This is a genomic window from Pseudomonas sp. WPR_5_2 (assembly GCF_003634475.1).
GTDB lineage: Bacteria > Pseudomonadota > Gammaproteobacteria > Pseudomonadales > Pseudomonadaceae > Aquipseudomonas > Aquipseudomonas izuensis.
Genome location: NZ_RBLA01000001.1, coordinates 1,507,824 through 1,521,384, shown reverse-complemented (window position 1 = coordinate 1,521,384; position 13,561 = coordinate 1,507,824). Strand labels below are relative to the sequence as shown.

General features: G+C 60.6%; 10 protein-coding genes. 6 read left to right on the top strand and 4 right to left on the bottom strand.

Going from position 1 to position 13,561, the window contains the following annotated elements:
• The first annotated feature begins 110 nt into the window (after nt 1–110).
• The 5 genes from BJ917_RS06720 to BJ917_RS06700 all read left to right on the top strand — a co-directional run bounded on the left by BJ917_RS06720 (nt 111) and on the right by BJ917_RS06700 (nt 8,867).
• Entirely contained in the window at nt 111–1,559 is a 1,449-nt protein-coding gene (locus BJ917_RS06720) for an ATP-binding protein (protein ID WP_096512391.1), read from the top strand.
• Nucleotides 1,560–1,904: 345 nt separating this feature from the next.
• Entirely contained in the window at nt 1,905–4,706 is a 2,802-nt protein-coding gene (locus BJ917_RS06715; RefSeq protein WP_096512390.1) for a multicopper oxidase domain-containing protein, read from the top strand.
• Nucleotides 4,707–4,723: 17 nt separating this feature from the next.
• Entirely contained in the window at nt 4,724–5,872 is a 1,149-nt protein-coding gene (locus tag BJ917_RS06710; protein WP_256658514.1) for an SCO family protein, read from the top strand.
• 102 nt (nt 5,873–5,974) lie between these two features.
• A complete protein-coding gene (locus tag BJ917_RS06705; protein ID WP_096512388.1) occupies nt 5,975–7,468 on the top strand; it encodes a sensor histidine kinase in 1,494 nt (497 codons plus the stop codon).
• On the top strand, nt 7,437–8,867 hold the full coding sequence (locus tag BJ917_RS06700) for a sigma-54 dependent transcriptional regulator (protein ID WP_121102719.1): 1,431 nt from the start codon (nt 7,437–7,439) through the stop codon (nt 8,865–8,867). The genes BJ917_RS06705 and BJ917_RS06700 overlap by 32 nt, the downstream gene beginning before the upstream one ends.
• Before the next feature lie 105 nt (nt 8,868–8,972).
• Here BJ917_RS06700 and BJ917_RS06695 read toward each other — a convergent pair whose 3' ends face one another.
• Nucleotides 8,973–9,371 (bottom strand): hypothetical protein, encoded by a 399-nt coding sequence (locus BJ917_RS06695; protein ID WP_121102717.1) that lies wholly within the window; start codon nt 9,369–9,371, stop codon nt 8,973–8,975.
• A 299-nt stretch (nt 9,372–9,670) separates the two neighbouring features.
• Here BJ917_RS06695 and BJ917_RS06690 point away from each other — a divergent pair, with 299 nt between their 5' ends.
• Nucleotides 9,671–10,477: a bifunctional 2-polyprenyl-6-hydroxyphenol methylase/3-demethylubiquinol 3-O-methyltransferase UbiG gene (locus BJ917_RS06690; protein WP_121102715.1), complete on the top strand. Its 807-nt coding sequence runs from the start codon at nt 9,671–9,673 to the stop codon at nt 10,475–10,477.
• A 195-nt stretch (nt 10,478–10,672) separates the two neighbouring features.
• On the opposite strand, the gene BJ917_RS06685 is transcribed toward BJ917_RS06690, so the two are convergent.
• The 3 genes from BJ917_RS06685 to BJ917_RS06675 all read right to left on the bottom strand — a co-directional run bounded on the left by BJ917_RS06685 (nt 10,673) and on the right by BJ917_RS06675 (nt 13,559).
• On the bottom strand, nt 10,673–11,365 hold the full coding sequence (locus BJ917_RS06685) for an N-acetyltransferase (protein WP_121102713.1): 693 nt from the start codon (nt 11,363–11,365) through the stop codon (nt 10,673–10,675).
• Between the two features lie 204 nt (nt 11,366–11,569).
• Nucleotides 11,570–12,364: a ChbG/HpnK family deacetylase gene (locus BJ917_RS06680; protein ID WP_096512383.1), complete on the bottom strand. Its 795-nt coding sequence runs from the start codon at nt 12,362–12,364 to the stop codon at nt 11,570–11,572.
• The gene (locus tag BJ917_RS06675) at nt 12,336–13,559 is read right to left on the bottom strand and encodes a GNAT family N-acetyltransferase (protein WP_121102711.1); all 1,224 of its coding nucleotides are present in this window, start codon (nt 13,557–13,559) and stop codon (nt 12,336–12,338) included. The genes BJ917_RS06680 and BJ917_RS06675 overlap by 29 nt, the downstream gene beginning before the upstream one ends.
• Nucleotides 13,560–13,561: the final 2 nt, after the last annotated feature.

Below are 13,561 nucleotides of genomic sequence, written 5' to 3'. Positions count from 1 at the left end.
ATGGGGGCAGCAGGACAGGGTGGGGAAAGTGGGGAGAAAGGCACCCACAATCGGGCAAACGGCTAGCACTGGGCTATAAACCTATAGGGGCAGTCCGGGACAATACCTACATGACCACGCTGGCAAGAACGCTTGAATCCGACAAGGGCGATATTCGCTTGAGCACGCGCAAACAGCCGTTCAATCTGCTGCGCTGGTTTTCGCTCATCAGCATGGCGGTGATCGGCACCGTGGCGGTGGCGTTGGGTTCGGTGTCGACCAAGTTCGTGATTACCGAAAGCGTGCAGCGCGATGCACTGCTGACGTCGCAGTTCATTCAGGCGATTGCCTCGGCCGAAGTACGCCATGTGTCGATTCCCAATGTGCGGACCATGGGCGAGATGCTGGATCCACGCAAGGACCGGGACTTTCCCGACGTCGATCCGCAGGCACGAGCCGATGTCCGTGGCGAGTTCCTCGACCACATCGAACACTTGCCGGACGTGATCCTCGCCAACATTTATGCCCCCGACCGCATGGTGATCTGGTCGACCAACCCGGCGTTGATGGGCACCACCATCCATGCCGACGAGGACCTCGATCGAGCCTTCCTTAATAAGACGCCGGTGTCGGCCAGTTACCACGATGTGGACAAGTCGCGCATGGAGCAGAAGTTCGTCACCCCACCGGAATACATCTTCATCGAGAACTACATTCCGCTGTTTGACGCCGACGGCAAGACCGTCACGGCAATGGTCGAGATCTACAAGGAACCCAAGGACCTGATCAGCCGCATGGAGCGTGGCCTGGTGATGATCTGGCTGGCCACGGCCCTGGGCGGCGGCCTGATTTATTTCGGGTTGTACTGGATCGTGCGCCGTGCGGCGATTTTGCTGGCGACGCAGCAAAAGCAACTGATCACCAATGAGACCTTCGTTGCCCTGGGCGAGATGTCTTCGGCGGTGGCCCACAGTCTGCGCAATCCTTTGGCGACCATTCGCTCAAGCGCCGAACTGGCGCTGGAGTTTGACAGTGGCCCGGCGCACAAGAACATCAAGGACATCATTAACCAGGTCGATCGCATGTCGACCTGGGTACGGGAGTTGCTGCAATCCCTGAGGCCGCTCAATGACGATGCCGAGCCGGTCAATCTGGTGGCGGCTTTGTATGACAGCCTGATGGCCTTCGAACAACAGATCGCCAAGGCCCGGGTGAGGGTGGTATTCGAACCCAAAGAGACACCCATGGTGATGAGCCAGCAGGTGCAGCTGACGCAAATCCTCAACAGTTTGCTGGCCAATGCGCTGGAGGCCATGGACGAAGACGGTACCCTGGCCATCACCCTGGAGCGGTCCCATTCCCATGACGTCAGCGTGGTGGTCAGCGACACCGGCAAAGGCATGAGCGAAGAGCAACGCAATATGGCGTTCCGGCCATTTTTCACCACCAAGCAGGGTGGGCTCGGTGTCGGGCTGGTTCTGGTCAAGCGGATCATGGAGCGTTTCGGCGGCGCGGTGACCCTCGACAGCCGTGAAGGCGAGGGCACCCGTGTCCGTTTGTTGTTCAGGTTGGTTCCCTGAAGCAAGGATACGCGTACCCCCTGTAGGAGCTGGCTTGCCAGCGAAAGCGTTCTTCCTGACCCACCGCCTTCGCTGCGGTGCAGCGATCCGACGAGCCAGCTCCTACAAAGGATCGCGTGTACACAGCACGGGCACAGGCCGCTGTCTGAGGCCCCTGAAAATGGGGGCGAACTTTCCCCGCTAGCGGGTGTCATTCCCCAGTCGTTTTCTCCCGGTCATGGCACATTGATGTTGATAAGCCATTGTTTTGGCGGGTATTAATTCTTTTGTATAAAACAGTTACAAATCTGGCGAGAGAATTGCAAAACCACCATCACCCCCTTCACACACACGAGGCGGCTGGTGATGGACAGAAAAGCGCGGTATCCCTTCAAGTGGTTATTGACGCCTTTGAGCGTCGCCCTAGCAATGACAATAAGCACAGGGATGTTGCGTGCGAGCCCGATCGACGACGAGCGACAGCCAGAACCGTCCGATCCTTCGGCTTACCAGAACGAACCAGCCGACGAGCCGGCGGCGCTAAACGCCATCCTGAGCATGCCGGAGGCCAACCAGGATGCCTTCGATTTGCCTGATGGCGTCAAAGGCAACCGCGACGAGACGCGGGTAGAAAACCAGCTTCCGCCGGCACAACAGACCAGTTTCAACTACCCCACCAATGGCAAGCCCAGCCCTTTGTTCGGCGCTCAGCCATTCACCCAGCAAATGCTGCTGTTCGAGGAATTCGGACCGGAAAAACTCGACCCCACCACGCCGGCAGCGCCCTTGCCGTTTCCTGCCCCGGCAATCGGCCCGCTGCCACAACAGGACCCCACCAGTGCTGCGCGCAGTGCGCCGCCAAGCCTGGCACTCGATACCTTCTTGCGCCAACCCGGCTTGACACCGTTCCCCAGCCAGTATTCCAACTCGGTTGACCGCAACCCATGGCAGGCGCAGATCGAGCAATTCCTCAACCGCCACATCGGCTCTTCCGCCGAAGGCCGTCCACCAGGAAAAGGTTGGTCCCATCAGCGCTGGAACGAGTTCTACCCGCAGAACGCCTACAAGACCGTGCAGACCGGTATACGGACCAACGGCGGCTTGCGTGACAATCGGCAGATGCACCACTACGCCGTGGGTGAGTTCGGCCCCGGTGGTCTCTATCACAACGTCGCGGGAATACAGGCAACGGATGGCACCGCCAAGGGCGTCGAGCCGCGTCTGCATCCGCTGATGCCGGTGCAGAAACACAACTCGGTGTGGACCTTCGACGGCACACTGCCGCCCAAACTGTTGATGGTGCGTTACGGTCAGCCGGTGCTCATGCGCCATTACAACGGCCTGCCTATCGACCCGTCGGCCAACATGGGGTTTGGCCTGCACACCATCACCACCCATGAACACAACGGTCACGCGCCAGCGGAAAGCGATGGTTATGCCAACGCGTTTTTCTTCCCCGGGCAGTATTACGACTACCGCTGGCCGATCCAGCTGGCCGGTTACGACACCATCAACACCAAGGCTGAAGATCCGCGTGCGGCGTTCCCGTGCTCGCCGGGCGAAACCCTGTGGACCAATGACATGAGCCCGGGTCTGAAGACTTGCGACCATGGCACGATCAAGATTCGCGGCGACTGGCGCGAAACCATGAGCACCCACTGGTTCCACGACCACATGCTCGATTTCACCGCGCAGAACGTCTACAAGGGCAACGCGGCGATGATGAATTACTACAGCGCCCTGGACCGTGGCAACGAGTCGGTGAACGACGGCGTCAACCTGCGTTTCCCCAGCGGCAGCGCCTTGCCTTGGGGTAACCGCGACTACGACGTCAACCTGTTGTTCGCCGACAAGGCGTGGGATCAGAACGGTCAGCTGTGGTTCAACCCGTTCAACACCGACGGCTTCCTCGGTGACCAGGTGGTGGTCAACTGGGGTTGGAAACCGACCCTGGATGTACGGGCCCGCAGCTATCGGTTCCGCATGCTCAACGGCTCGGTGTCGCGTTACTACAAATTTGCGCTCGTGCGTGAAATCAAGGGCACCAGTGGCGAGTTCCAGGGACCAAAAGGGTCAGGTGTGTCCTATGCCCGGGTGCCGTTCCATATGATCGCCAACGACGGCAACATCATGGAACACAGCGTGCCGTTCGACGGCACCATGGACCTGGACGGCGATGGCGACAAACAGAACCACAACGCGATCCTGCCAACCCAGGGCATTGCCGAGCGTTTCGACATCATCGTCAACTTCGCGAAAAACGGCATCAAGCCGGGGGACAAGATTTTCTTCGTCAACCTGCTGGCCCACGACAACGGCAAAGGCCCGAAAGAGCCTATCCCGCTGGCCGACGTGCTGTCCGAGAAGTACCTGGCGGTGATCAAACAAACGAGCAAGGGACCGCAGTGGGACAGGGGCGACCCGGCGGTGGGCAAGGTGTTGCAGCTCAACGTCAAGGCCTACACCGGTCAGGACCTGGCCATGGACCCGGCGTTGTACGAGCCGGCCAAACCGGGCAAGGCTGCAGGCCTGGTGATGATCCCGCTGAAAATCCATCGTGACAACCCTGCCGACATGGCGCTGCTGGCCAATGCCCGTCACCGCAGCTTCATCTTCGGCCGTTCCGACGGCACCGATGAAGCCCCTTGGACGGTCAAGACCGATGGCGGCTTCGGCTACCACATGGACCCTCGTCGCCTGAACGCGGCCACCCAGTTGAAAAACGGTCCTACCGATGCCGGCAGCAGTGGCTTCGGCACCCTGGAGGTGTGGAACATCAGGCTCGGCGGCAGCGGCTGGAGTCACCCGGTACACGTGCACTTCGAGGAGGGGATCATCCTCAGTCGTGGCGGCAAGGCACCACCGGAATGGGAAAAATGGGCACGCAAGGACGTGTACCGCATCGGCTCGGAAAGCGATGGCCTGGACAATGTGGAAATGGCGATCAACTTCCGTGAGTTCGCCGGGACCTACATGGAGCACTGTCACAACACCCAGCACGAAGATAACTCGATGCTGCTGCGTTGGGACATTGAGAAGCCGGGTCAATTCCAGTTGATGCCGACACCGCTGCCGAGCTGGGATGGCGTGCGCTACGTGAACTCTGCCGCACTGCCAACCTTCCGTACCGGCGACGGCATGGGGCCAAAAGTAGCGGTCAAGAAATGAACCGGGAGGGTGTCGACATGAAGTTGAATACACCGCGCTCACGCGCCTTGGGAATGCACCTGGTGCTGATATTGGTCACCGGTTTGCTGGCCAGCCAGCTGCTGGTCGCCAACCAGGCACCGTCGACACCCACACCCGCACCCGCACCCACCTCGGTAGAGGCAATTGCAACCGCAATTGCCGAGAAAGCAGCCGACACTGAATCCGCCACCCCGTGGGGTGGCGACTATTTCCCCAACACTCTGCTGACCGACCAGGACGGTCGGCAGGTGCGTTTTTTCGATGACCTGATCAAGGGCAAGGTGGTGGTGATCAACTTCATCTTCACCTCATGCAGCGACTCTTGCCCGCTGGAAACCGCGCGCCTGCGCCAGGTGCAGAAATTGCTCGGCGACCGGGTCGGCAAGGACATCTTTTTCTACTCCATCAGCATCGACCCCTTGAGCGATACCCCCGCCGTGCTCAAGGCTTATTCGCAGCGATTCCAGGTCGGGCCGGGCTGGCAATTCCTCACCGGGGAATTTGCCGATGTCACCGAGTTGCGGCAAAAGCTCGGGTTGTTCATCGAAGGCGTCGACAACGGTCGCAGCAAGGACCACAACCTGAGCCTGATCGTCGGCAACCAGCAAACGGGGCGCTGGATGAAAGCTTCACCCTTCGAGAACCCGTGGATTCTGGCCGATCAACTGGCCAACACCTTGCATAACTGGAAACAACCGAGCGCTGGCGAAAGCTATGCCAATGCCCCCGAAATCCGTCCGCCCAGCAATGGCGAAGAACTGTTTCGTACCCGTTGCGCGTCGTGCCACAGCCTCGGCCCGCTGGACGGGCAAGGCATCGGCCTGCGCAGCATCGGCCCGGACCTGATCGGCGTGACCCGACAACGCGATCCCGCCTGGCTCAACCGCTGGATTCGTGAGCCGGACCGCATGCTTGCGGAAAAAGACCCGATTGCCATGGAGCTGTTCGAACGCTTCAGCAAAATCCCGATGCCCAACCTGCGCATGGATGAGCATTCGGCGCAGTCGATCATCGATTTTCTACAAGCGGAAACCGATCGCCAGCATCCGCCGGCCAACGCGTTGGCCGCCGGTAACGAAGAGCCCGAACACCATCACGCAATCGCTGCACCCGGCAGCTCCAAGGTACAGACTGAGGTTGAATAGTGGCGAAATACCTTCAATGCTCCGTCGTTGTTATCAATGCCACCTACACTGATCCGAAACGCGGCTGAAAAGGCTTGAAGACCAGCAATCAGGACGGTCCCCATGCAGATACTAAAAGAACAAAAAACCGCTGCGCACACGACACCGGCAGCGCAAGGCAAGGATTGGCGGCCACCGTTCAACCTGGTGCGCTGGTTTTCGCTGGCGAGTTTTTTCATCATCGCCGCCGTGGCGCTGGGGCTGGGCTACATTTCCACGCGTTTTGTAGTGGAGGAGAGCATCAAGCGCGATTCGATGCTGACCGCGCAGTTCATTCAGGCCATCGGCGATGCGGAAATTCGCCATGCCCGGATCGACCCCAAGCGGACCATGGGCGAGATGCTTGATCCGCGCCAGGACAACGCCGACCCCGATGTGTCCCCGGCGGCCCGTGCCAACGCTCGCAGCGAGTTCCTCGATCATGTAGAGCACCTGCCGGACATTCTGCTGGCCACCGTATACGCCCTCGATCGTACCGTGGTCTGGTCGACCAACCCTGAGTTGATCGGCGTGCGCATCAAGGACGACGAGGAACTGGACGAGTCCTTCGAAATGAAGGAACCGGTGTCCACCAGCTACCACGAAATTGATGAAGAAAAGCCTGAGCAACGCTTGCTGCGTGAACCGCAATATCTGTTCGTCGAGAACTACATCCCGATGTTCAATGCCGATAGAAGCAAAGTGATCGCCATGGTGGAAATCTACAAGGAACCGGTGGACCTGGTGGAACGCATCCAGCGCGGGTTCAAGGCGATCTGGCTGGCGACCCTGCTGGGCGGGGCGATGATCTACCTGGGGTTGTTCTGGATCGTGCGGCGGGCGGCGATGCTGTTGCAGAGCCAGCAAAAACAACTGGTCGCCAATGAAACCTTCGTCGCCTTGGGGGAGATGTCTTCAGCCGTTGCCCACAGCCTGCGCAACCCGCTGGCCAATATCCGTTCCAGCGCCGAACTGGCCCAGGAAATCGCCAGCCAGACCGCGCAGAAAAACATCGGCGACATCATCAGCCAGGTCGATCGCATGTCGCGCTGGGTGCGCGAGTTGCTGGTGTCGTTGCGGCCGGTGAATGACGATCATGAAGACGTCGATCTGGTGCTGACCATCGACGACACCCTGGGGGCTTTCGAACCGTTGATCAAACGCTCGAACGTTGAGGTGCGCTTCACGCCCAAAAACGTTCCACCGGTCGTCAGCCAACAGATGCTGCTAACGCAAATTCTCAATAGCCTGTTCGCCAATGCCCTGGAAGCCATGCCTACGGGCGGTGTGTTGAGTATCGATATTGAAACACCCGCCCCCGGGCAGGTGAGCATGATTCTCAACGATACCGGCAAGGGCATGAGCAAGCAGCAACAGCAAATGGTCTTCAAGCCGTTCTTTACCACCAAACAAGGGGGGCTGGGCGTGGGCCTGGCTCTGGTCAAAAGAATAATGGAGCGTTTCGAAGGCTCGGTCGAACTGACCAGCCAGGAGCAGGAAGGAACCCGCGTTTGTCTGAATTTTAAAGTGGCAACGGGAGGGGAATATGGAACACAGCATTCTGCTGGTCGAGGATGATGAACTCCTCGCCGAGAATATCCAGACCTACCTGGAGCGCAAGGACTTCGAGGTGACCGTCTGCCACTCGGCTGAAGACGCACTGGAGCAATTGAGGGCTTTCGTTCCCGATGTGGTGCTGACCGACAATTCGTTGCCGGGCATGAGTGGTCATGACCTGATCCAAAAGCTGCGCATCAGCGCGCCGGATCTGAAAGTGATCATGATGACCGGCTACGGCAACGTCGAGGACGCCGTGGTGGCGATGAAAGAAGGCGCTTTCCACTACGTGACCAAACCGGTTGCGCTGCCGGAGCTCAAGCTGCTGCTGGACAAGGCCCTGGCCGCCGATCGGATGGAGCGCACGCTGTCGTTCTATCAGGAACGCGAAGCGCAGAAGTCCGGGGTGCAGGCGCTGATCGGCGAATCGGCGCCGATGGTTTACCTCAAAGGCACCATTGCCCAATTGCTCGACGCCGAGCGCCGGATGGCCAATACCGATCTGCCGCCGGTGTTGGTGGAAGGCGAGACCGGCACCGGCAAGGAACTGGTGGCCCGTGCCCTGCATTTCGACGGCCCGCGCGCGAAGGGGCCGTTCATCGAATTCAACTGTGCTTCGATTCCGGCCAACCTGGTGGAGTCGGAGTTGTTCGGTCACGAGAAGGGCGCCTTCACCGACGCCAAGGACCGTCGCGTGGGGCTGGTGGAAGCGGCCGACGGTGGCACGTTGTTTCTTGACGAAGTGGGGGAAATGGACCTGATCCTGCAGGCCAAATTGCTCAAGCTGCTGGAGGACCGGACGATCCGCCGGGTCGGCGCAGTCAAGGAGCGCAAGGTCGATCTGCGGGTGATCAGCGCCACCAACTGCAACCTCGAACAAATGGTCCAGCAGGGCAAATTCCGCCGTGACCTGTTTTTCCGCCTGCGCATCATCTCGATCAAGGTGCCACGCCTGTATGCCCGCGGCGAAGACATCCTGTTGCTGGCCCGGCACTTCCTGGCGGCCCATGGCAAGCGTTATGGCAAACCGCACCTGCGCTTCAGCGATCAGGCCGAAGAGTTGCTGCTCAACTACAGCTGGCCGGGCAACGTGCGTGAGTTGCGCAACATGCTGGAGCAGACCGTGCTGCTGGCGCAACACGACGTCATCGCCGCCCATCAGTTGAACGTCTGCATGAGCCTGGTGGATGAGCCGCCGCTGTTTCAGCACGAGGCGCCAAACGGCGACCCGCGTCCGGTCTACAGCGGCACCGAGTCGATGAACCTGCCGGAAGTCGAGCGCGACATGGTGCGCAAGATGCTCGACAAGACCGACTGGAACGTCACCAAGTCCGCACGGCTGCTGGGCCTGAGCCGCGACATGCTGCGTTACCGGATAGAAAAACTCGGCCTTGCGCGCCCGGACAAACGCCAGTGGTAGGCAGAAAGATGCACTTTTCTGTAGGAGCAAAGCTTGCTCGCGATGGCGATCGTTCAATAAAACACCTGTTGCCTGACACGGCGCTATCGCGAGCAAGCTTTGCTCCTACAGCTGCGAGCCCAACAGCGCCGGGCCTGGGCTGCTTAGGCAAGCCCGCATGCACGTCGGGTCGAAGACTTCCTGGTTCACGTAGACACCGTGCTCCTCATCGTAGGTGCGAATGAATACCCGAACGGTGGCATCGGCCACCGTCGGCAACCGGGAGTCGTAAAACACGTGCTCGCTCGACACCGGGATGAATGTCTGGGGTGATGTCGGAATGTATGAGCCCGGCGGCACGGTGCTCAGCGAGGGGGGAGCAGGGTGGGCGAAGGGTTGGTCGGCCCCGTAATAGCTGAATTCACTGCTCGACTGCTCGGTCTGCATCGGGGTGTCCTGCGCTTGTGCACAGGTGGCGGCGGTCAGGCAAAGGGCAAGCAACAGCGTCTGTTCGGTCTTGTTCATGGCAGCACCTGTGACATCGGTTTTCGTGCATATCCCCAAGGCCATTAACTATAGCGCTCCCTGTATGAGCTGGCTTGTCGGATCGCCGCACCGCAGTGAAGGCGGCCTGACAGCCGACCTGGCTTTCGCGGATGTCCCCAATCCCCTGTGGGAGCTGGCTTGCCAGCGAAGACGGTCATTCAACTTGCATTGATGTCGCCAGATAAACCGCTTTCGCTGGCAAGCCAGCTCCTACAGGGGCCGTGGGCGTCGCCAGCTGCTACAGTCGTGGGTCGAACCATTCGATAGGGACATGTGCAATGGAAATGCCGACAAAAGAAAAAGCCATCGCCAGCAACCGCGATGCCTGGAACGACTCCGCCCGCCATCACAAGGACAGCCCCGACTGGCGGGTGCTCTTGAACGCTGTGGCCCACGCGGATTTTTCATGCCTGGATGACACCCTGACCACTGTGCTGACAGAACTCGGCGTCCATGGCAAAGACGTGGTGCAGCTGGGTTGCAACAATGGTCGCGAAAGCCTGTCCCTGTTTGCCCTGGGCGCCCGGCATGTGGTCGGTGTCGACCAGTCCGCGGCGTTTCTAGAACAGGCGCGGGAGCTGGCGTCACGCTCGCCCCATGGGCCCGAGTTCATCGAGGCCGACATTCACCATTTGCCACTTGAGTTGCAGGGCCGCTTCGACGTGGCGCTGATTACCATTGGTGTATTGAACTGGATGCCGGACATCGGCGAATTCCTGCGCCATGTGGCGCAGACATTGAAGCCGGGTGGGGCGCTGGTGGTGTATGAAACCCATCCGTTTCTGGAAATGTTCGATCCCGAAGCCGCCGACCCCTACGCCCTGGCCAGCTCGTACTTTCGTAGTGAGCCTTTTGTGCAAACCGAGCCGATTGTCTACGAGGGCAAGGTCGAACAACAGGCCGCGCCGTCGTATTGGTTCGTCCACACCCTGGGCGCCATTTTCACCGGCACCCTCGCGGCGGGGTTGAACATCCGCCATTTCAAGGAACACCCGCATTCCAACCGCGAAGAACTGTATGACCGTTACCAACAGCAGGAGGCGCAGTTGCCGATGTGTTTTACGTTGGTCGCGGTGAAGGGTTGAGCAGGGTGTTGTTAGTCTTGCATCTGTAGGAGCAAAGCTTGCTCGCGATGGCAGTGTTGCATTGAGCATTGATGTTGACTGAACCACCGCTTTCGCGAGCAGGCTCGCTCTCACATTTGATCGGTGCCTATGTAGATCTTCTGTGGGAGCGAGCCTGCTCGCGAAGGTGCCAACGCGGTCTGTCAGGTACAGTCCTTACGCCTGCGCCGCGGACGTCACCACCGGCCGTCCCGGTTTGCGCAGCGGTTCCAGGCGTGAGCCGGTGTAGCGGGTTTCGCGGAAGAAGCGCCAGCGGCCGAACAGGCCGTAGACGTGGCTAACCCGTCCCTGTTCGTGATAGCCCATGCGGATGTGCAGTTTCAGGGCCGGGATGTTGTGGGTTTCGCAGACGTCCACCACCTTGTAGCACTCTTGTGCCGCCATCGCTTCCCACAGGTTGACCTGCACGTCCACCGACAGGCTGCTGCCGAAGTAGGCCCGCGTCATTTCTCCGCCGAACTCGAAGAACTCACCGGGTCTTACCGGAAAATTGCAGCCGTAGTAGTGACGGTCGTGGTAGTCGCGAGTGCTGCCCCAGATGAACGCCACGGCATGACCGTCCTCATCCAGGTACATGTGCCCGGTGTGGCCTTCGGCTGCCAGTTCGGCCATGGTCTGTACGCGATCACCGAAGTGCCTGGCGAACGCCGTGGCGTTTTCCGGGGTGATGGTCACCTGACGTACGCCGGCGTAGGGTCGCAGCTTGTGCGGCGGGACCGGGCTGAACAGGTCGCGCTCCATCCACAGCAACTCCCAGTGGAAGAACACATAGCGTTTCCACAGTGTGCCGAACGTGCGGCTCAAGCCTTTTTGTTTGATGCGTTCGCGGAGTTTATCGATCAGGGTCATGAAGCCCTCCTTGGCCAGGATTGGCCATGCTGGGGGTGAAGGTACTGATGGGTATAGATCACGCTGGACGCGGCATCTGGGCGCTGCTGCCAGCAATTTGTTTCAATTTGTGTTTCAGTCTTGACACAGTTTTCAGGCGTCAAAAAGCCGTGCTCCGAGGGTGTCCGGTGGGCATTCCGAGGGAAACGCCAGGTGGCCGCGGCACTATTCCATCACCGTCTCTGCGTGATGACCGAAAGCGCTGCCCGCAGCGCTGTAGGCAACCCTCGGCACCCCCGGCAACCGCTGCTCCAGCAGCGCACTCAACGACTCGCCCTGATCCAGATAGGCATCGCCAAAATCGGCACCGAGCTGATTGGGGTGGGCGACGATCTCCAGCAAGCCGTCACTGGGTGGCGCTGCGTTGCGCAGATCCACCGGGGTACACACATAGTCGGCGGAAGCGCCGGCCAGGCTGTTCAGACGATGATTGAGCAAGTCCTTGAACAGGCGCTTGGGCAGGCTCAGGTTTTGCCCCAGGTTGCGCGCCAGCCTCACGGGAACGCCCTGGCGGGCGGCGAAGCGTGCGACGATTTCGCCGACGGGCCAGATGTTGTGTACGTGTTGATGGGAATCCAGATGGCTGGGTCGCACGCCGTTATCCACGCAGCGTTGCCATTGGGCTTCGAGTTCCTCCTCCACCGCAAGACGGTCCTGACGACCGAGCCAGAGGCGGGTCCGGGACAGGTTGAGGTCGAACACCCCGGCGCTGTCGCAGAAGGTCCGGCGCGTGAGAATGCGCCTGCTCAACGGCCGGCCATAGGTGAGGTTGAAGTGCAGGCCGATGCGCCCCGCCAGCAAGGGATGCTGAGCGAGGGCGCAGGCCGCTTCGAAGGCCGGCATGTTGGCCATGGCGGTGGCGGAACTGATGATCCCGGCCTGGAAAGCCCCCAGTATCACCGCGTTTTCACAGGCACTGAGGCCGAAATCGTCAGCGTTGACTATGACTTGGCGTGGCATGTTTACCCTCCATGAGTCTATCGGTGGCGGCAGGCGGCTTGGGCCCGGATACAGGCGCAGGCGCTGCGACGGGGGCAGGTGTGTCGGCCGCTGCCGCGCGCCGGGCCCGCCATTGCTGCAAAAACGGTTTGAAACGTTGCCAGACCCGCAGGGCGAGCCCCAGGGCCAGGCCGCCCGGACGCCAGGAGTAGAAGCTCCAGCGCCAGTGTTCCATTTGCCCGGTCATGCGTTCATGCAGTTGATGACTGGAGTTTTCCAGGCTGACCCGTGAGGCGTCGATCCAGCGCCAGTGGTCGTCCAGGCCCCAGCGAATCCACTCTTCGAGCAGCACCCGACCGCTGCCCAGGTCGGCGTACTGCGGCAGGAAGGCCAGGTTGTAGTCGTACAGCCGGCCCTGTTCCAGCAAGCCCAGGCGGTAGCTGATGCAGCGCCCGTCCAGTTCCAGCACCACCACACGCACCAGGTTCCGGGCGGCGAGGGCGGTGAAGGCCCGGTCCATCCATTGGCGGCGGCGGTCATCGGCAAAAATGCCCACGCCTTCATCGCCTTTCCAGCTGACGGCTTCAACTTCGCCGAGGGTCTTGAGCAACGGACCCATGGTTGTCGCGTCGGGGGTGATGCGCCGCACTTGCGCACCGCAGGCGGCAATCCGTTTGCGCGCCCGACGCAGTTTGTAACGCGGATCGCCGGAGACTTCCTGACTATCGGCCTCACTGATCAGGTGCACCGGTACGCGACAAGCGAGGCGTCGCTCACTGGTGGAGCTTTGGTTCATCCATCCGCCCAGGGCGCTGGCGTCTGGCGGTTCACACAATTCATTGAGTTGCAGCAGGGCATGGGGCAGTCGACGGCGAATCTCGATCAACGCCTGGCGCATGTCCGCCGTGTCGAGGCAGGCGAGTAGCGCGAGGCGGTCGGCGAGGGGATACCCCAGGTGGTGCAGGACCCGAAACGGCAGTCCGCCGAACCGCTCGATGGAGGCCACCAAGGGCAGGCACAGGACCAGTTCCGGCCCCTGCCAGCCGAGCAGAACGTGCAAGCGTTCGCCGGCCGTCAGTGCCTGTTCCGACGCAGACATCCAGGCCAGTGCATTGAACGGCGTGTGGTCCATGACTCGCAGACGCAGCGCTTCATAGGCCGCCGCGGGAAAGTCTGCGGCGCACAGCGAAGTACGCCATTCAAATCGCACTGTCATGG